At 69.1% G+C, this 18,811-nt stretch carries 17 protein-coding genes; 12 read left to right on the forward strand and 5 right to left on the reverse strand.

The annotated features are described in order from the left end of the window. Positions 1–14 precede the first annotated feature (14 nt). Both AC5Y47_RS15695 and AC5Y47_RS15700 read left to right on the forward strand, forming a co-directional pair. Complete coding sequence (locus tag AC5Y47_RS15695; RefSeq protein WP_499944996.1) at positions 15–494, forward strand: polyadenylate-specific 3'-exoribonuclease AS; 480 nt, start codon at positions 15–17, stop codon at positions 492–494. Between the two features lie 49 nt (positions 495–543). Next, positions 544–1,932: a class II 3-deoxy-7-phosphoheptulonate synthase gene (locus tag AC5Y47_RS15700; RefSeq protein ID WP_499944998.1), complete on the forward strand. Its 1,389-nt coding sequence runs from the start codon at positions 544–546 to the stop codon at positions 1,930–1,932. Positions 1,933–2,008: 76 nt separating this feature from the next. Here the strand turns inward: AC5Y47_RS15700 and AC5Y47_RS15705 are convergent, their stop codons facing one another. Further along, complete coding sequence (locus AC5Y47_RS15705; protein ID WP_499945146.1) at positions 2,009–3,193, reverse strand: protein kinase domain-containing protein; 1,185 nt, start codon at positions 3,191–3,193, stop codon at positions 2,009–2,011. 71 nt (positions 3,194–3,264) lie between these two features. Between AC5Y47_RS15705 and AC5Y47_RS15710 the strand changes: the two genes are divergently transcribed. Next, positions 3,265–3,669, forward strand: a complete 405-nt coding sequence (locus AC5Y47_RS15710) for an Rv2175c family DNA-binding protein (protein ID WP_499945000.1) — start codon at positions 3,265–3,267, stop codon at positions 3,667–3,669. Here AC5Y47_RS15710 and AC5Y47_RS15715 read toward each other — a convergent pair. Together AC5Y47_RS15715 and AC5Y47_RS15720 are read right to left on the reverse strand one after the other, a co-directional pair. Continuing rightward, on the reverse strand, positions 3,656–5,209 hold the full coding sequence (locus tag AC5Y47_RS15715; protein ID WP_499945002.1) for an alpha-(1->6)-mannopyranosyltransferase A: 1,554 nt from the start codon (positions 5,207–5,209) through the stop codon (positions 3,656–3,658). The two genes, AC5Y47_RS15710 and AC5Y47_RS15715, sit on opposite strands and share 14 nt — an antisense overlap. A 4-nt stretch (positions 5,210–5,213) precedes the next feature. Beyond that, positions 5,214–6,287 carry a polyprenyl synthetase family protein gene (locus AC5Y47_RS15720; protein ID WP_499945003.1) on the reverse strand — a complete coding sequence of 358 codons (1,074 nt, stop codon included), beginning with the start codon at positions 6,285–6,287 and terminating at the stop codon, positions 5,214–5,216. A 231-nt stretch (positions 6,288–6,518) separates the two neighbouring features. On the opposite strand from AC5Y47_RS15720, the gene AC5Y47_RS15725 reads away from it, so the two are divergent. Then, entirely contained in the window at positions 6,519–7,415 is an 897-nt protein-coding gene (locus AC5Y47_RS15725) for a mycobacterial-type methylenetetrahydrofolate reductase (RefSeq protein WP_499945005.1), read from the forward strand. Here the strand turns inward: AC5Y47_RS15725 and lppM are convergent. Both lppM and AC5Y47_RS15735 read right to left on the reverse strand, forming a co-directional pair. Next, a complete protein-coding gene (lppM, locus tag AC5Y47_RS15730; RefSeq protein ID WP_499945147.1) occupies positions 7,412–8,095 on the reverse strand; it encodes a lipoprotein LppM in 684 nt (227 codons plus the stop codon). The genes AC5Y47_RS15725 and lppM overlap by 4 nt on opposite strands. A gap of 79 nt (positions 8,096–8,174) precedes the next feature. Continuing rightward, a complete protein-coding gene (locus AC5Y47_RS15735; protein WP_499945007.1) occupies positions 8,175–8,783 on the reverse strand; it encodes a GNAT family N-acetyltransferase in 609 nt (202 codons plus the stop codon). 278 nt (positions 8,784–9,061) lie between these two features. Between AC5Y47_RS15735 and AC5Y47_RS15740 the strand changes: the two genes are divergently transcribed. The 8 genes from AC5Y47_RS15740 to mraY all read left to right on the forward strand — a co-directional run bounded on the left by AC5Y47_RS15740 (position 9,062) and on the right by mraY (position 18,810). Then, the gene (locus tag AC5Y47_RS15740; protein WP_499945009.1) at positions 9,062–9,466 is read left to right on the forward strand and encodes an SCO2097 family morphological protein; all 405 of its coding nucleotides are present in this window, start codon (positions 9,062–9,064) and stop codon (positions 9,464–9,466) included. 380 nt (positions 9,467–9,846) lie between these two features. Next, positions 9,847–10,278: a division/cell wall cluster transcriptional repressor MraZ gene (gene mraZ, locus AC5Y47_RS15745; protein WP_499945011.1), complete on the forward strand. Its 432-nt coding sequence runs from the start codon at positions 9,847–9,849 to the stop codon at positions 10,276–10,278. Position 10,279: 1 nt separating this feature from the next. Next, positions 10,280–11,428 carry a 16S rRNA (cytosine(1402)-N(4))-methyltransferase RsmH gene (gene rsmH / locus AC5Y47_RS15750; protein WP_499945148.1) on the forward strand — a complete coding sequence of 383 codons (1,149 nt, stop codon included), beginning with the start codon at positions 10,280–10,282 and terminating at the stop codon, positions 11,426–11,428. Beyond that, the gene (ftsL, locus tag AC5Y47_RS15755; RefSeq protein WP_499945013.1) at positions 11,425–12,597 is read left to right on the forward strand and encodes a cell division protein FtsL; all 1,173 of its coding nucleotides are present in this window, start codon (positions 11,425–11,427) and stop codon (positions 12,595–12,597) included. Before rsmH ends, ftsL begins: the two co-directional genes overlap by 4 nt. Then, on the forward strand, positions 12,594–14,567 hold the full coding sequence (locus tag AC5Y47_RS15760; RefSeq protein ID WP_499945015.1) for a peptidoglycan D,D-transpeptidase FtsI family protein: 1,974 nt from the start codon (positions 12,594–12,596) through the stop codon (positions 14,565–14,567). Before ftsL ends, AC5Y47_RS15760 begins: the two co-directional genes overlap by 4 nt. 63 nt (positions 14,568–14,630) lie before the next feature. Next, positions 14,631–16,220 carry a UDP-N-acetylmuramoyl-L-alanyl-D-glutamate--2,6-diaminopimelate ligase gene (locus AC5Y47_RS15765; protein ID WP_499945016.1) on the forward strand — a complete coding sequence of 530 codons (1,590 nt, stop codon included), beginning with the start codon at positions 14,631–14,633 and terminating at the stop codon, positions 16,218–16,220. Next, a complete protein-coding gene (locus AC5Y47_RS15770) occupies positions 16,217–17,713 on the forward strand; it encodes a UDP-N-acetylmuramoyl-tripeptide--D-alanyl-D-alanine ligase (RefSeq protein WP_499945018.1) in 1,497 nt (498 codons plus the stop codon). Before AC5Y47_RS15765 ends, AC5Y47_RS15770 begins: the two co-directional genes overlap by 4 nt. After that, positions 17,710–18,810 carry a phospho-N-acetylmuramoyl-pentapeptide-transferase gene (gene mraY, locus AC5Y47_RS15775; protein WP_499945020.1) on the forward strand — a complete coding sequence of 367 codons (1,101 nt, stop codon included), beginning with the start codon at positions 17,710–17,712 and terminating at the stop codon, positions 18,808–18,810. The genes AC5Y47_RS15770 and mraY overlap by 4 nt, the downstream gene beginning before the upstream one ends. Position 18,811 lies beyond the last annotated feature (1 nt).

Consider the following 18,811-nt stretch of genomic DNA (forward strand, 5'->3'; position numbering starts at 1 on the left):
ACTAGGCTGCGGCGGTGCGGTACTTCTACGACACCGAGTTCATCGAGGACGGCCGCACCATCGAGCTGATCTCGATCGGCGTGGCCGCCGAAGACGGCCGCGAGTATTACGCGGTGTCCACCGAATTCGATCCGGGGCGGGCCGGGACCTGGGTGCGGGAGAACGTCCTGCCCAAGCTGCCGTCACCGGCCTCCCAGCTGTGGCGTTCGCGCAGTCGGATCCGTGCTGACCTGGAAGAGTTCCTCCGCGTCGACGGCCCGGACCCGATCGAGCTGTGGGCCTGGGTGGCCGCCTACGACCACGTCGCGCTGTGCCAGTTGTGGGGTGCGATGCCGGCGCTGCCCAAGGCGATACCCCGATTCACCCGAGAGCTGCGCCAGTTGTGGGAAGACCGCGGTTGTCCGCGGTTGCCACCGCGTTCCCGCGACGTGCACGACGCGCTGGTGGATGCCCGGGATCAGTTGCGCCGCTTCCGAATTATCAGCGGGGAGTAGCGTTCGCCCTGATCAGCCGGGTGCAGGCGGCCACGGTTACGATGGACCGATGAACTGGACCGTCGACATTCCGATCGACCAGCTGCCGCCGTTGCCGCCGTTGCCCGCGGATCTGCGGGCCCGGCTGGACGCGGCGCTGGCCAAGCCGGCCGTGCAGCAGCCCAGCTGGGACGAGGACCAGGCGGCGGCGATGCGCACGGTGCTCGAGAGCGTGCCGCCGGTGACGGTGTCCTCGGAGATCATCCGTCTGCAGGAACAACTTGCCCAGGTCGCCCGGGGTGAGGCGTTCCTGCTGCAGGGCGGCGACTGCGCGGAGACCTTCACCGACAACACCGAACCGCATATCCGGGGCAACATCCGTACCCTGCTGCAGATGGCCGTGGTCCTGACCTACGGCGCCAGCATGCCGGTGGTCAAGGTGGCCCGCATCGCCGGTCAGTACGCCAAACCCCGGTCGGCCGACATCGACGCCCTCGGCTTGAAGTCCTACCGGGGTGACATGATCAACGGCTTCGCCCCCGACGCCGCGGTCCGTGACCACGATGCGTCGCGGCTGGTCCGCGCCTACGCCAACGCCAGCGCCGCAATGAACCTGGTGCGTGCGCTCACCTCGTCGGGGTTCTCGTCGCTGCACCTGGCGCACGACTGGAACCGCGAATTCGTGCGTACCTCGCCGGCCGGCGCCCGCTACGAGGCGTTGGCCGCCGAGATCGACCGCGCGCTGCGGTTCATGAGCGCCTGCGGGGTGGCCGACCGCAACCTGCAGACCGCCGAGATCTACGCCAGCCACGAGGCGTTGGTGCTCGACTACGAGCGGTCCATGCTGCGGCTTTCCGAGGGCGAGAACGGCGAACCGCAGCTCTATGACCTGTCGGCGCACACCGTGTGGATCGGGGAGCGCACCCGTCAGCTCGACGGCGCGCACATCGCCTTCGCGGAGGTGATCGCCAATCCGATCGGCGTCAAGATCGGCCCGACGATGACGCCGGAACTGGCCGTCGAATACGTCGAGCGACTCGACCCGCACAACAAGCCGGGCAGGCTGACCCTGGTGAGCCGGCTGGGCAACAACAAGGTGCGCGACGTGCTGCCGCCGATCATCGAGAAGGTCCAGGCCGCCGGTCACCAGGTGATCTGGCAGTGCGACCCGATGCACGGCAATACCCACGAGTCGTCGACGGGGTACAAGACCCGGCACTTCGATCGGATCGTGGACGAGGTGCAGGGCTTCTTCGAGGTGCATCGCGCCTTGGGCACCCATCCGGGTGGCATCCACGTCGAGATCACCGGCGAGAACGTGACCGAATGCCTGGGCGGCGCGCAGGACATCTCCGACCACGATCTGGCCGGTCGCTACGAGACGGCGTGCGACCCGCGGCTGAACACCCAGCAGTCCCTCGAGCTGGCCTTCCTGGTCGCGGAGATGTTGCGCGACTAGCCGCACCCCGGGCGAGCAGACGCAAAAGCCCCCGATTTCGGCACGAAATAGGGGCTTTTGCGTCTGCTCGCGCAACCTAGAGCAGGCCGCTGAGGTGCGCTCCGAGGATCCAGGCCCCGGTCGCCACGAGCCCGGTCAACGTCAGCACCACGACCACCCAGATCAGCACCATGCGGCGCCGGTGCTGACGCTCCCAGACGAACTCGTCGATCGGGATGCCCGCGAACACCCCGTCGTCGACCTCGAACTCCGTCGCCGGTTCGACCGGCGGGTCCGGTTCCGGCCAGGCCTCGGGCTCGCGGGTGAACTGACGGGTCGGGTTCGGACGGGGTGCGCCGCCCGCGCGGCTGTGGTGCAGCGCCGCCGACCGGTGTTGGGCGGAGTCGCGCGGCGCCGGCACCCGGAAGTCGGGCAGGTTCAGCTCCTCGGCGATCGCCTCCACGTCGGCGGCCATCTCGATCGCGTCGGCGTAACGCTGCGCCGGGTCGGCGGCCGTCGCGCAGGCCACGAAGTCGTCGAATTGCGTTGGCACACCGTCGATCACGGCGCTCGGCGGCGGCACGTCGGCCTCCAGCCGCTGGTAGGCGACCGACAGCGCGGTGTCGCCGGTGAACGGGGTGCCCCCGGTCAGCAGTTCGTAGGTGAGGATCCCCACCGAGTAGACGTCGCTGCGGGGACCGGCGCTGCCGTCACGCACCTGCTCGGGGGACAGATACGCCGCGGTGCCCAGGATGACGCTGGCAGAGGTGATGCCCGCGGCCGCAACGGCGCGTACCAACCCGAAATCGGCGATCTTGACCTCGCCGTCGTCGGAGATCAGGACGTTCTCGGGCTTGACGTCGCGGTGCACCAGGCCGGCCCGGTGCGCGGCGGCCAGCCCGCTCAGCACGGGTCGCAGCACCGCCACCACCGCGTGCGGCGGCATCGGCCCGCGCTCGGTCAGCAGTTCGCGAAGGGTGCCACCTTCGACGAGTTCCATCACCAGGAACGGGTAGCGACCGTCCTGGCCCTGGTCGTAGACGGCCACCAGACATGGATTCTTCAGCCGCGCGACGGTGCGTGCCTCGAGCTGGAACCGTGTCAGGAATTGCTGGTCGTCGCAGTAGCGCGGGTCCATCACCTTCAGGGCCACCGGCCGGTCGAGCCGGGTGTCGAGCCCGCGGTACACCGTCGAGGTTCCGCCGCTGGCGATCTTCTCCTGCACCAGATAGCGGCCGTCCAGCACGGCGCCGTGCAAGGGATCCCCAACCACGCAGGCAATGGTAGGTGGACGGGGATATTTTCCTGGCAGAAGGCGCAGACGTGGCCGCCCGGCAGTTCTAGACTGACCTGGTGGGCAGCATTCCCGCCGGCGACGATGTCCTTGATCCCGACGAGCCGACCTTCGACCTGTCCCGGGTGGCCGAATTGCTCGGCATTCCGGTGAGCAAGGTGCAGCAGCAGTTGCGCGAAGGTCACCTGGTCGCGGTGCGCCGCGCCGGCGGCGTGGTGGTGCCGCAGGTCTTCTTCACCACCTCGGGCCACGTCGTCAAGAGCCTGCCCGGTCTGTTGACGATCCTGCACGACGGCGGCTACCACGACACCGAGATCGTCCGTTGGCTGTTCACCCCGGACCCGTCGCTGACGGTCACCCGCGACGGCTCGCGCGACGCCCTGAACAACGCCCGCCCGGTCGATGCGCTGCACGCCCATCAGGCGCGCGAAGTGGTGCGGCGCGCCCAGGCTATGGCGTACTAGCGAGCGGCTCCTCGGCCGGCGTGTCTTCCTCGGGGTCCGGTGCGCGGTAGATCGAACGCCAGGCCACCAGCGCGAAGGCGGTCGCGAGCCCGACGTGCAGCCAGGAATACATTCCGTGCGACCCGTCGGGTTTGAAGATCACCATGATCCAGGTCGAGAACCCGGCGATGGCGGCCATCGCGCGACGCGACTGCGCCAGCGGAGCGAGCACCGCCAGCGGCCAGGAGTAATACCACGGCAGCGCGGCCGGCACGAACAGCACCACGACCAGCATCGCGGCGAAGATGCCGGTCAGGGCGGCGCGGTCGTCGCGCCGGAACCGCCACCACAGCACCGGCAGCGACACCGCGATCACGACGATGCCGACCAGCCGGGCGATCCGCAGCACGGAGTAGAACTGCACAGCGAAAAACCCGCTGGTCAAGGCATGGATCAGGTTCGCGGCGGCGGTCGGCACGGTCAGCCAGTTGATGATCTTCACCGATCCGGCCAGCGCGGTCAGCCAGCCCAATCCGACCCCGGCCGCCAGCGACAGCACACCGAATACCGCGACACAGATCAGCAACGCGGACAGCGCGGCAACCGCGAACGCCTGCACCGGCCGCCAGTCGCGGTCGTCGCGCAGATGACGCATCCACACCCAGCCCAAAAACGGCAGCGCGAGCCCCGCGGTGGCTTTGACCGCGATCGCGACGGTGAGCAGCGTGATACCGGCGACGTGGTGCCGCTGCAAGGTCAGCGCGATGCCGGCGGCCATCAGGCCCACCATCAGCATCTCGTTGTGCACCCCGCCCATCAGATGGATCAGCACCAGGGGGTTCAGCACGCAGATCCAGAGTGCGGTGGCGCCGTCGGCGCCAATATGGCGCGCCAGCCGGGGGGCGGCCCAGATCAGCAGCGCCAGACCGGGCAGCATGCACAGGCGCAGCAGCATCGTTCCGGCGATGACGTTGTTGCCGACGAGCACCGTCACCAGCTTGGCCACCAGGATGAACGCCGGGCCGTAGGGCGCGGTGGTGATCGTCCAGATGGGACTCACGTCGTCCAGCAACGGGTTCGGGTTGCCGACCGGCCCCACCGCGTAGGGATCGAAGCCGTCGCGCAGCAACGCGCCCTGCGCCAGATACGAATAGGTGTCGCGACTGAACACCGGAACCGACAACAGCAGCGGGGCCAGCCAGAAAGCGGTGGTCGCGCGCATCGTGAACTCGCTGACTCCCTCGCCGAGCAACCGCCGCCCCAGCCGCAACCACGCGATCAGCATCAGGCTCACGCCGACCCAGAGCAGGATCGACGACAGCACCAGTCCGTGGCCGAAACGCATCCAGGACAGATGAATCGACTCCAGTAGCGGGTCATGCTGGCGCGTGCTACCCGCGCCCAGGCCGCCGATCGTGATCAGGACAGCACCCAGGAACCCCAACCGCGCCGGACCGCCCTCCGGCGCTCTGGCGAACGCGGACAGTCGCGAAATGCGTTGTCCCACAGTTATTTTCGGAACAGTGCTGGCGGCCTGCGGGGCCGGTGTCGGAGTGGTCATCGGCTCACGCGGACCGATCGGTGGCTGCCTGGGCCAGCTCGGCCAAGCCGGCTTTGGCAGACGCGTTGATCGGTGCCGCGGCCAAGGTGGCCAGGGCCCGGTCGGTCAGCTCGGTGATCCGGTTCTCCGCGGCCGTCAGTGCGCCCACCCCCTCGATCACCTCGCGTAGTTCGGACACCTGGTCCTCTGTCAGATCGGTGCCGATCGACGTGCGTAACAGATTGGCGGCCAACGGATCCGATTCCGCGGCCAGTTGCGTTGCCTCGGCCAGCAGCGCGGTGCGTTTGCCTGAGCGCAGGTCGTCGCCGGACGGTTTGCCCGTCACCGCGGGATCGCCGAAGACGCCCAGGACGTCGTCGCGCAGCTGGAACGCCACTCCGAGGTCGGTCCCGAATCGCTCGAAGGCCGCCGTCACCTCGGGCCGGTCGGCGGCGGCGGCAACCCCGAGCTGCAACGGGCGCGTCACTGTGTAGCAGGCGGTCTTGTAGGTGGCCACGGTCATCGCCGCCGTGACCGATTCGTCCACCGAGCCCGGTACGGCGGCCTCGGCGACGATGTCGAGGTACTGGCCGCCCAGCACCTCGGTGCGGATCGCCGACCAGACCCGCTCCACCCGCGGCCGCACATCGGCTGACAGGCGCGCGCGGGAGACGATGTCAGCGGCCCAGGTATGCGCGACGTCGCCGAGCAGGATCGCCGCCGATACCCCGAACTGTTCGGCCGGGCCACGCCACCGACGTTCCCGGTGCCGGGCCGCGAAGTGCTGGTGGGCGGTCGGCCGGCCGCGTCGGGTCGCCGAGGCGTCGATCACGTCGTCGTGGATCAGGGCAAACGCGTGCAGTAGTTCCAGCGCCGAAAACAGCAGCAGCACATCGGAATCGGGCCGGTGGTCGGTGACCGCGTCCCATCCCCAGTAGGCGAACACCGGCCGCAGTCGCTTGCCCCCGCTCAGCACGAAATCCTCGAGCCAGCCGGTCAACTCGGCGAAGTCGGTGCCGCACGGAAATTCCAGGTAGCCGGCTTCACCGCGACGGTCGTGCAGGTACCGTCGCAGCTGGTCGGTGACGGCGGCGGCCACCTCGACGGTTGCCGATGCTGCCGATGCTTCCAGGCTCAGCGCAGCGCCCCTTCCTCACTCGGCATACCTCTGGCCCGACAGTGTATGCCGCGCGGCGTTTGCCCGATCCGCGCAACGGCTGCCGCCAGCGCCTGATGAGCGTGAAAATCGCGCCCCTATGCTGTCGTGGGGGTTTGTCCAAGGTTTGCGCGACGCAGCGCCAGACGAGTCAGCTGAAGAATGAGGAATCGCGTGACGCTCAACACCATCGCGCTCGAGTTGGTGCCGCCCAACGTCGAGGACGGTCGGGAGCGGGCGCTGGAAGACGCGCACAAAGTGGTGCGGTACTCGGCCGAGTCCGGTCTGGACGGTCGGCTCCGGCACGTGATGATCCCGGGCATGATCGCCGAGGACGACGACCGCCCGGTGCCGATGAAGGCCAAGCTGGACGTGCTGGACTTCTGGTCGATCATCAAACCGGAACTGCCTGGCCTGCACGGCCTGTGCACCCAGGTCACCGCGTTCATGGACGAGTCGGCGCTGGGACAGCGGCTCACCGCACTGACCGAGTCCGGGATGCAGGGTGTGGTCTTCGTCGGGGTGCCGCGCACCATGAACGACGGGGAAGGCGACGGTGTGCCACCGACCGAGGCGCTGTCGATCTATCGCGACGCCGTGGCCAATCGCGGTGTGATCGTGATCCCGACCCGGGAAGGCGAACACGGCCGGCTCAATTTCAAGTGCGACCAGGGTGCCACCTACGGCATGACCCAACTGCTCTACTCCGACGCCATCGTGGGGTTCTTGGCCGACTTCGCCAAGCAGACCGACCATCGGCCCGAGATTCTGTTGTCGTTCGGGTTCGTCCCCAAAGTCGAGAGCCGGGTCGGGCTGATCAACTGGCTGATCCAGGACCCGGGTAACGCCGCGGTGGCCGGGGAGCAGGAGTTCGTCAGGACTTTGGCCGCCAGTGAGCCCGCCGACAAACGTGCGCTGCTGGTCGACCTCTACAAGCGGGTCATCGACGGAGTCGCCGACCTCGGCTTTCCGCTGAGCATCCACTTCGAGGCGACCTACGGCGTGTCCGGCCCGGCCTTCGAGACTTTCGCGGAGATGCTCGCCTACTGGGCGCCGACGGCCCCGGCCTAACTGGACGACTGGTCGCCGGACGCGGTGAACCGCGGCGAACGGTCCCGGCTGGCCCAGGCCAACGCCGCCACCACGCCCGCGGCGGCGAACGACGCGATGCCCAGCCAGATCCCCGCCCCGGTGAACGACCGAGTGTTGGGATCGGTGTAGCGGGCGGTGGCGCTCATCGTGCTCACCACGCCCGGCTTGAGCTTCCACTGCACGACCTCGGGCTCGATCCGGTCGCCGTTGGTGGACGTCACGGTTCCAGGGAAGGCGACGGTCAGCTCGACCTCGGCCTCGGGATCGGTCACCGATGTCAGGTCGGCCCGGCCTTCCAGGATCACCAGGTTGCCGTTGCGGCGCAGCGACAGGTTCACTCCGGCGGCGTCGGAGTTCAGGTGGGCCAGCTGCGGCAGTTCGGCGAAGGTCAGATCGGCGAAGACCGCCTGCGAACCCACGTAGCCGTCGCTTTCGTAATTCGAGATCGCGACCTTCTGGCTGAACGGCAGGTTCGTGTCCAGCTGCGGTCCGGTGTCCTTGTTGTTCTTGGGTTTGGCCGCGGCGATGATCTCGCCGGACACCAGGTCGTCGGGGGAGATCGTGATCGACGCCCGGACTCGCAGGCATCCGGTGGCCAACGGCACCAGCATCAGCAGCATCACGACGGCCAGCAGCCGACGACGGCGGTCGCTGGAAATGCGGCGAGATCCCCGGACCGGTAGCGCGGAAAGGCTGGCGGGCACCAGGTCATCGTGCCAGACCGGGTGAGCCGCCCGTTCAGAGTGGCAGCGCGCGCCCCAGAATCGCGAAAGCCCGGGGATCCCCGGCGAAATAGTAGCTGCGGATGACGTCGGTGAACCCCAACCGGCGGTACAACCGCCAGGCGCGGTTGCCCTCCCCGCTGGTCTCCGGCGTGGACAGCAGGACGTTGGCTTCGTCGCGACCGGTCAGAAGCCGACGGGCCAGCGCCTCACCGAGGCCGTGACCCTGCGCGCGGGGGTGGATGTGCAGCTCGGTGAGCTCGAAGTAACTGGTCATCAGCCGGTCGATCGCCGGGGCGGGGAAGCCGCTGCGCTGCAAACCGAGGATGACCTGCTGCTGCCACCACTGTCCCGGCGCCCCGGGATAGCCGTAGCCGACCCCGACCAGCGGCGCGTTGCTCAACTCGGCCGCCGTCGGAGGGTCACCCGCCGGTCGGCGTGCGTCGGCGACTTCGACGGCGGCGACCGCTTTCCAGCCGGGTCGCCGGGTGTGTTCCAGCCACATCGCGGCCCGCTGATTCTCGGTGCCGCGCGGATAGCGCATCGCGTCGACGTAGACCTTCAGCGCGTCGGTGAGGCGGCGCTCCATGTCTTTCGGGGGCAGGTCGATGAGGAAGGTCGCCAACGCGCGGTGTCCTCCTCGGCTTCGGTTGGGTCCGGTCGGGTTCCAGTATCGGACGCCGTCGTCGCGCGGCGACGGGCAGTCTGTCGACATCGTGTGACGGGTTGCACCCGCGACCGCCGCGGACCATCGCGTTGCGTCGGCTGTCGAGGCGATAGAATCGTTTGCGAATCATTGGTACCGCGAACAATGACCTCGTATCATCGGAGTTAATTGCCCCACAACGGGCTATACGTGTGCTATCGGTGAAGACACCACAGTGTTTCGGCAAGGAGGGACGAATGCCACTCTCCGATCATGAGCAGCGAATGCTCGATCAGATCGAGAGCGCTCTCTATGCCGAGGATCCCAAGTTCGCTTCGAGTGTCCGCGGCGGCGGCTTCCGCGCCCCGACGGCACGGCGCCGGCTGCAAGGCACGGCGCTGTTCGTCGTCGGTTTGGCGATGCTGGTCTCCGGGGTGGCATTCAAAGCCACGATGATCGGAAGTTTCCCGGTGCTGAGCGTGCTGGGGTTCGTCGTGATGTTCGGCGGCGTGGTGTACGCGGTCACCGGCCGCCGGCTGGCCGGCAGGCCGGATCACGGCGGGTCGACGTCGGGTGCGTCGCGTCAGCGTCGACCCAAGGGTGGCAGCGGTTCGTTCACCAGTCGTATGGAGGATCGGTTCCGCCGCCGGTTCGACGAGTAGTACAGCGCGCCAACACATGACGGGGTAGCCAGACGGCTGCCCCGTTCTCGTTTGCCGGCCCCGCCACGATCGCAGATGCAGCCCCGCGGACACGCCCGCCATGCCGGACGACGCCACCTTGTGCCCGATTCGTAGCGCAGTTGTGCCCATCTGCCCCACTGCGCCCCACCTCGCTCCCGACGGGGTGGTTTAGGCCCCTGAAATGCGCGTTTTCCTCTTCGCTCTAGGGCCTTCCGCGGGAGCTGACCGCGCTGGGCGGCGGTCTGATCGGCAGTGGGCGGCTTCGGGACGCGCGGAGGGGGTGTTTTTGGGGAGAAGTGGGGGATTGTGGGGTATGGTAGCCGAAGCGTTTGGGTGCGAAGCAAGTTGGAGGTGCCGCAGTGTTTCTCGGCACCTACACGCCCAAGCTCGACGACAAGGGGCGGCTCACGCTGCCGGCCAAGTTTCGCGACGCGTTGGCAGGGGGGTTGATGGTCACCAAGAGCCAGGATCACAGCCTCGCCGTCTACCCGCGGTCGGAGTTCGAACAGCTGGCGCGGCGGGCGAGCAAGGCGCCCCGCAGTAATCCCGAAGCCCGGGCCTTCCTCCGTAACCTCGCTGCCGGCACCGACGAGCAGCACCCCGATGCCCAAGGCCGGATCACGCTGTCTGCCGACCATCGCCGCTACGCCGGCCTGTCGAAAGACTGCGTGGTGATCGGTGCGGTCGATTTCCTCGAGATCTGGGATGCCCAGGCCTGGAACAACTATCAGCAAATCCATGAAGAGAACTTCTCCGCGGCCAGCGATGAAGCACTCGGCGACATCTTCTGAGGTGCATGCCCGTGCACCGTGGTCTCTGCCCGAACCGACCCTGGCGTACTTCCCCAACGCCAGGTGCGTGCTTTCGGACAGAGACCACGGTGCGCGGTCACCGGTAGGCCGATACAGCCCGGGAGGTCTTGCGGTGGCACACCAACCGACTTCCGGCCCTTCCGATTTCGGTCATGTGCCGGTGCTGGCGCACCGTTGCCTGGAGTTGCTCACCCCGGCGCTGACCCGCTATCACCCCGACGGCTCCGGTGCTATCCTCGTCGACGCGACGTTGGGCGCCGGCGGGCACGCCGAGCGATTCCTCACCGAGTTGCCGGGCTTGCGATTGATCGGACTCGACCGGGACCCGACCGCGCTGGACATCGCCCGCGACCGGCTGGCCCCATTCGCCGACCGGATTACGCTGGTGCACACCCGCTATGACGGCATAGCCACCGCCCTGGGCGAATCCGGTTACGGCACAGTCGAATCCGTTGACGGGATCCTGTTCGATCTGGGTGTGTCGTCGATGCAGCTCGACCGTGCCGAGCGCGGGTTCGCCTACGCCAAGGACGCGCCGCTGGACATGCGGATGGATCCGTCGGCGCCCCTGACAGCGGCCGACGTCGTCAACACCTACGACGAAGCCGAGCTGGCCGGCATCCTGCATCGCTATGGCGAGGAGCGGTTCGCCCGACGCATCGCCGCACAGATCGTCCGACGCCGCGCCCGCGCCCCGTTCACGTCGACCGGCGAGTTGGTGGCCCTGCTCTACGAAGCCATCCCGGCCGCCACCCGCCGATCCGGCGGACATCCGGCCAAGCGCACCTTCCAGGCATTGCGCATCGCGGTCAACGACGAGCTGGAGTCGTTGCGCGGTGCCGTGCCGGCGGCGCTCGACGCGCTCGCGTTGGCCGGTCGCATCGTGGTGCTGGCCTATCAGTCCCTGGAGGATCGGATCGTCAAGCGCGCCTTTGCCGAAGCGACCGCCTCCCGTACACCGCCGGGTCTCCCGGTCGAACTTCCCGGCCACGGGCCGCGATTCCGGTCGTTGACGCACGGCGCAGAGCGGGCGGACGAAGCCGAAATGGAGCGCAACCCGCGCAGCACCCCGGTGCGACTGCGGGCGCTGCAACGAATTGAGCACGCAAGCGGGAAGGGCTATGCATGAGCACACAGCGCGAGGCGTCCAAACGTCGTGACACCCGACGGGGTGGCGCGGGCCGGCCCAGTGCCCGCACCGCTGCCGACGTGTCGTCGCGCCGCAACCGGTCGCGCACGCCGGCAGCGCCGAGCCGCGAGGCGCGCGTGCCCCGTTCGGGACCTCAGACCAGCCCGATATCCCGCCCGGTGGATCGACCGGTCCGGGCCAAGAACGCCAGTCAGGCCAAGGCGCGCGCCAAGGCTCGCAAAGCCAAAGCGCCCAAGGTGATTCGGCCCAAACTGACCGAGCGGCTGGCCGCCCGCCTGACCGAGATCGACCTGCGGCCCAGCACCCTGTTGAGTCGGGTGCCCTTCGTGGTGCTCGTCATCGGTTCACTCGGTGTGGGACTGGGTTTGACCCTGTGGTTGTCCACCGACGCCGCCGAGCGCTCCTACCAGCTCAGCCATGCCCGGGAACGGACCCGGATGCTGCAACAGCAGAAGGAGGCGCTGGAACGCGATGTCCGGGAGGCCGAGTCGGCGCCCGCATTGGCCGAGGCGGCGCGCAAACAGGGCATGATTCCCACCCGCGACACCGCCCATCTGGTCCAGGCGCCCGACGGCACCTGGGTGGTGGTGGGTAACCCCAAACCGGCCGACGGGGTCCCGCCGCCGCCGTTGAACGCCAAGTTGCCCGACGAGACTCCGCCACCGCCGCCCCGGCCGGCGGCCCCGCCGCCGGAGGTCGCGGTGCGGGTCGCGCCCGGTGCCACCGACCCGAGTGTGCCGGCCCACTCTGGCCCACAGGTGCTGCTGCGCGGGCCGGACGGTGCGTCGACGGTGGTGGGGCCCGGTGCTTCGGGGGTGCCCGGACAGGTGCCGGCGGTGCCCGGACAGGTGCCGGCGGTGCCCGGACAGGTGCCGACGGTTCCGGGAACGGTGCCGGGTGCGACGGTGCCGGGCGGTCAGCTGCCGGTGCCGGGTGCGACGGTGCCGGGTGCTCAGCTGCCGGTGCCGGGTGCGACGGTGCCGGGTGCTCAGCTACCCGTGCCGGGGGCGACAGTGCCGGCCCCCAACTCAGTACACGCCGACCTGTTGCCGACGGTGCCCACGGTGCAGCCACCGGCGGTGTTGCCCGCGCCGGCTACCGCTGAACAACCGGTCCCGCTCCCGACGGTGCCGGGGGCCGCGCGATGAACCGCGGCGACCCGCGCCGCGCCCCCCGTCCGGCCCGTGACACCAAGCATCCGAAGCGCTCTCGTAAAGCCACCGAGGCCAAGGTATCTCGCGTCCGGTCGGATTCGGTGCCCGCCGGGCACTCGGCACGAGACCGGCGCACCCGTCAGGCCGTCGAGGTGGTCGGTCGCGGCGCCTCCTTCGTCTTCCGGCACCGGGCCGGTAACGCCGTCATCCTGGTGTTGATGGCGGTGGCTGTCACGCAGTTGTTCTACCTGCAGGTGTCCAATGCTTCGCAGCTCAACGCGCAAGCGGCCGGCCAGCTCAAGGTCACCGACGTCGAACGGGCGATCCGCGGTGCCATCGTCGACCGCCACAACGACCGGCTCGCGTTCACCATCGAGGCGCGCGCACTGACCTTCCAGCCCAAGCGGGTTCGTCAGCAGCTGGAGGACGCCAAGAAGAAGTCGCCGCACGCGCCCGACCCCCAGGAACGGCTCAAGGACATCGCCAAAGAGGTCGCCGGCAAGCTGAACAACAAGCCGGACGCCGCGACAATCCTGAAGAAGCTGCAGAGCAACGAGACGTTCGTCTACCTGGCCCGCAACGTTGATCCCGCTATCGCGCAAGCGATCTCGGCCAAATTCCCCGAGGTCGGCTCGGAGCGTCAGGACCTGCGTCAGTACCCCGGCGGGTCACTGGCGGCCAACATCGTCGGCGGCATCGACTGGGACGGCCACGGTCTGCTGGGCCTGGAGGACTCCCTGGACGCGATGCTGGCCGGCACCGACGGGTCGGTCACCTACGACCGCGGCTCGGACGGCGTCGTCATCCCCGGCAGCTATCGCAACCGGCATAAGGCGGTGCACGGTTCGACCGTCCAGCTCACCCTCGACGACGACATCCAGTTCTACGTCCAACAGCAGGTGCAGCAGGCCAAGAACGTATCGGGCGCGCACACCGTCTCGGCCGTCGTACTCGACGCCAGGACCGGTGAAGTGCTGGCCATGGCCAACGACAACACCTTCGACCCGTCGCAGGACATCGGGCGCCAGGGCGACCGGCAGCTGGGCAACCTGCCGGTGTCCTCGCCTTTCGAGCCGGGCTCGGTGAACAAGATCATCACCGCGTCCTCGGTCATCGAATACGGACTGTCCAACCCCGACGAGGTGCTGCAGGTCCCGGGCACCATCTCAATGGGCGGGGTCACCATCCACGACGCCTGGGAGCACGGCGTGATGCCCTACACCACCACCGGGGTATTCGGGAAGTCCTCCAACGTCGGCACGCTGATGCTGGCCCAGCGGGTGGGCCCGGAACGTTTCTACGACATGGTGCGCAAGTTCGGGCTGGGTCAGCGCACCGCTGTCGGGCTGCCCGGTGAGAGCGCCGGCCTGGTGCCGCCGATCGACCAGTGGTCGGGCAGCACCTTCTCCAATCTGCCTATCGGACAAGGGGTTTCGATGACCCTGCTGCAGATGGCCGGCATGTACCAGGCGATCGCCAACGACGGCGTGCGGATCCCGCCGCGCATCCTCAAGGCCACCATCGCCGCCGACGGCACCCGCACCGAGGAACCCCGTCCCGACGGCGTCCGGGTGGTCTCGGCGCAGACCGCCCAGACGGTGCGCGGCATGCTGCGCGCGGTGGTGCAGCAGGACCCGATGGGTTACCAGCAGGGCACCGGGCCGGCCGCGTCGGTGCCCGGCTACCAGATGGCGGGCAAGACGGGAACCGCGCAGCAGATCAACCCCGGCTGCGGGTGCTATTTCGACGACGTCTACTGGATCACCTTCGCCGGGATGGCCACCGTCGACAATCCTCGCTACGTGATCGGCATCATGATGGACAATCCGCAGCGCAACGCCGACGGCACTCCCGGCCACTCGGCGGCGCCGTTGTTCCACAACATCGCGGGCTGGCTGATGCAGCGCGCGAACGTTCCGCTGTCGCCGGACCCGGGACCGCCGCTCACCTTGCAGGCGATGTAACTACCGGCCGCGCGCTGCCCGTCCCGGACGGGCGTGTCCGCTGCCGCGGCTAGGTAGGGTGTCTTGGCCGATCATCCCGATCAGGCCGACCCGACGGAGGTGGTGACGGAGGTGGCGTCGGTGCCAACGGATCTGCGCCCCAGCACCGGCGCGGGCGTGCCGCTGGCCGCGCTGGCCGCGCAGGTAGGCGCCGTGCTGACCGCCGGACCGGACCGGCTCACCGTGCTCGGCGACCTGACGGTCACCGGGGTGACGCTGCGCGCCCAGGACGTGCGTCCCGGCGACCTGTTCGCCGCCCTGCCCGGGTCCACCACCCACGGCGCCCGTCACGCCGGGCAGGCCATGGAACGCGGGGCCGTCGCGGTGCTCACCGATGCCGCCGGCGTGGCCGAACTGGGCGGCGGGGACCTCGAGGTGCCGGTGCTGGTGCATCCGGCGCCGCGCAGCGTGCTGGGTGGGCTGGCCGCCACCGTGTACGGACGCCCGTCCGGCCGGGTGACGGTCGTCGGGATCACCGGCACCTCGGGCAAGACCACCACCACCTACCTGGTCGAGGCGGGGCTGCGGGCCGGTGGCCGGGTCGCCGGGCTGATCGGCACCATCGGCGTCCGCATCGACGGTGCCGACATCCCCAGCGCGCTGACCACCCCGGAAGCTCCGGCTCTGCAGGCGATGTTCGCCGCGATGGCCGAGCGCGGGGTGGACACCGTGGTCATGGAGGTGTCGAGTCACGCGCTGAGCCTGGGTCGGGTCGACGGCACCGAGTTCTCCGTGGGGGCCTTCACCAACCTCTCCCGGGACCATCTGGACTTCCACCTGACCATGCAGGACTACTTCGAGGCCAAGGCGCTGCTGTTCGACCCGGCTTCTGCGTTGCGCGCCCGCACCGTGGTGGTGTGCGTCGACGACGACGGCGGTCGCGCGATGGCCGAGCGGGCGGGTACCGCCATCACCGTCAGTGTCACCGACCGCCCCGCGCAGTGGCGCGCCGCCGACATCACCCCGCGGGGCCCGGCGGGTCAGGAGTTCACCGCGATCGACCCCGCCGGCGGCCGGCACCGGATCGGCATCGACTTGCCGGGGCATTACAACATCGCCAATTGCCTTGTCGCACTGGCGGTTCTGGACGCCGTCGGGGTGTCCCCGGAGCAGGCGGCGCCGGGGCTACGACAGACCCGGGTGCCGGGTCGCCTCGAACAGGTCGACCGGGGCCAGGACTTCGTCGCGCTGGTCGACTACGCCCACAAGCCCGAGGCGCTGCGCGCGGTGCTGACCACTCTGCTGCACCCCGGCCGACGGCTGGCGGTGGTGTTCGGTGCGGGCGGTGACCGCGACCCCGGCAAGCGCGCCCCGATGGGCGCCATCGCCGCCGAGCTGGCCGACCTGGTGATCGTCACCGACGACAACCCGCGCAGCGAGGATCCCGCGGCGATCCGCAGGGAGATCCTGGCCGGCACCGCCGACGGTAAAGCGCAAGTGGTCGAGATCGGCGACCGTCGCGAGGCGATCGGGGCCGCGGTGGCCTGGGCCGGACCGGGTGACGTGGTGCTGATCGCCGGCAAAGGGCACGAAACCGGGCAGAGCGGAGGCGGGGAAACGCACCCGTTCGACGATCGGGTCGAATTGGCGCAGGCTTTGGAGCGGCACCGATGATCGATCTGACCATCGCCCGGATCGCCGAGATCGTCGGCGGCACCCTGGCTGACATCACAGCCGAGCAGGCGGCCAGCATCCACGTCACCGGGACCGTGGAGTTCGACTCGCGCGCCGTCGGGCCGGGTGGGTTGTTCCTGGCGTTACCGGGCGCACGCGCCGACGGGCACGACCACGCCGCTTCCGCGGTCGCCGCCGGCGCCGCCGTGGTGCTGGCCGCCCGCCCGGTCGGGGTGCCGGCCATCGTGGTGGCCCCACAGCAGGCACCCGACGGCCGGGCCGGCGTGCTCGAACACGACGTGGACGGGTCCGGCGCGGCGGTGCTGGGCGCGTTGGGCAGGCTGGCAAAGGCGGTGGCCGCCGACCTGGTGGCGGGCGGGTTGACGATCATCGGGATCACCGGATCCTCGGGCAAGACCTCGACCAAGGACCTGGTTGCCGCGGTCCTGCAACCACTCGGGCAGGTGATCGCCCCGCCCGGGTCGTTCAACAACGAGTTGGGGCATCCCTGGACGGTGCTGCGGGCCACCCGTGACACCGACTTTCTGGTGCTGGAGATGTCGGCGCGCCATCCCGGCAACATCGCCGCGCTGGCCGAGATCGCTCCGCCGGCGATCGGCGTCGTCCTCAACGTCGGCACCGCGCACCTGGGGGAGTTCGGCTCCCGCGAGGTCATCGCACAGACCAAATCCGAACTGCCGCAAGCGGTTCCGTCGTCCGGGGTGGTCGTACTCAATGCCGATGACCCGATGGTCGCCGCGATGGCGGAGGTGACCGCGGCCCGCGTCGTCCGGGTGAGTCGCGCCAGCGGCGACGTCTGGGCCGGACCGGTTTCCCTGGACGAACTGGCGCGACCACGGTTCGCCCTGCACGCGGGTCAAGCACACGCCGAAATCGAGCTCGGCGTATCCGGTGACCATCAGGTGAGCAACGCACTGTGCGCGGCCGCGGTCGCGCTGGAATGCGGTGCCGACGTGCAACAGGTCGCGGCCGCGCTCGCCCAGGCGGGACCGGTGTCGCGGCACCGGATGCAGGTGAGCACCCGCGCCGACGGGGTGACCGTGATCGACGACGCCTACAACGCCAACCCCGATTCGATGCGCGCCGGGTTGCAGGCGCTGGCCTGGATGGCGCACGCCGACCAAGCGGGTGAACCGCGACGCAGCTGGGCGGTACTGGGGGAGATGGCCGAACTCGGTGACGACGCGATAACCGAGCACGATCGCATCGGTCGGCTCGCGGTGCGCTTAGATGTGTCTCGACTCGTTGTCGTGGGAACCGGGAGGTTGATGAGCGCCATGCACCACGGAGCGGTCATGGAGGGCTCGTGGGGGTCGGAGGTTGTCGACGTGCCCGACCGTGAGGCGGCCCTGACGCTGTTGCGCTCCGAGCTGCGCCCCGGCGACGTCGTCCTGGTCAAAGCCTCCAATTCGGCCGGCCTCGGTCAGTTGGCCGACGCGCTGGTGGCCGACGGCGAAAGCCCGCGCCCGTGAGGCAGATCCTGATCGCGGTGGCGATCGCGGTGACCGTGTCGATCCTGCTGACCCCGGCGCTGATCCGGCTGTTCACCCGGCAGGGGTTCGGCCACCAGATCCGGGAGGACGGCCCGCCCAGCCACGCCACCAAGCGGGGCACGCCCTCGATGGGCGGGGTGGCGATCCTGGCCGGCATCTGGTGCGGCTACCTGGGCACGCATCTGTTCGGGTTGCTCTTCGACGGCGACGGGGTCACCGCGTCCGGTCTGTTGGTGCTCGGCCTGGCTACCGCGCTGGGCGGCGTCGGCTTCCTCGACGACCTGATCAAGATCCGGCGCTCGCGCAACCTGGGACTGAACAAGACCGCCAAGACGATCGGCCAGATCGCCGCCGCCGTGCTGTTCGGGGTGCTGGTCTTGCAGTTCCGCAACAACGCCGGCCTGACCCCGGGCAGCCTCAACCTGTCCTATGTGCGCGACATCGCCACCATCGCCTTCACGCCGGTGGTATTCGTGCTGTTCTGTGTCGTCGTGGTCAGCGCCTGGTCCAACGCCGTCAACTTCACCGACGGGCTCGACGGGTTGGCGGCCGGCGCCATGGCGATGGTCTCCGGGGCCTATGTGCTGATCACCTTCTGGCAATTCCGCAACGCGTGCGCCACGGCGACCGTGCTGGGACTGCCGGGAGCTCTGCAGGGCTGCTACGACGTGCGCGATCCGCTGGATCTGGCGCTGGTCGCGGCCGCCACCGCCGGCGCCTGCATCGGGTTTCTGTGGTGGAATGCCGCGCCCGCCAAGATCTTCATGGGCGACACGGGGTCGCTGGCGCTGGGTGGCATCATCGCGGGCCTGTCGGTCACCAGCCGCACCGAGATCCTGGCCGTGGTGCTGGGTTCGTTGTTCGTCGCCGAAGTCACCTCGGTGGTTCTGCAGATCCTGACGTTCCGGACCACCGGACGCCGGATGTTCCGGATGGCGCCGTTCCACCATCATTTCGAGTTGACCGGCTGGGCCGAGACCACGGTGATCATCCGGTTCTGGCTGCTCACCGCCATCACCTGCGGTCTGGGGGTGGCACTGTTCTACGGCGAATACCTGTCCACGATCGGACCCTGAC

This window comes from Mycobacterium sp. NGS22 (assembly GCF_059813095.1).

Bases quoted from the DNA above. Each gene is read 5' to 3' on its own strand.
- AC5Y47_RS15700 (WP_499944998.1), top strand. From the start codon at position 544: ATGAACTGGACCGTCGACATTCCGATCGACCAGCTGCCGCCGTTGCCG.
- AC5Y47_RS15715 (WP_499945002.1), bottom strand. From the start codon at position 5,209: ATGACCACTCCGACACCGGCCCCGCAGGCCGCCAGCACTGTTCCGAAA.
- AC5Y47_RS15740 (WP_499945009.1), top strand. From the start codon at position 9,062: ATGCCACTCTCCGATCATGAGCAGCGAATGCTCGATCAGATCGAGAGC.
- ftsL (WP_499945013.1), top strand. From the start codon at position 11,425: ATGAGCACACAGCGCGAGGCGTCCAAACGTCGTGACACCCGACGGGGT.
- AC5Y47_RS15760 (WP_499945015.1), top strand. From the start codon at position 12,594: ATGAACCGCGGCGACCCGCGCCGCGCCCCCCGTCCGGCCCGTGACACC.
- AC5Y47_RS15770 (WP_499945018.1), top strand. From the start codon at position 16,217: ATGATCGATCTGACCATCGCCCGGATCGCCGAGATCGTCGGCGGCACC.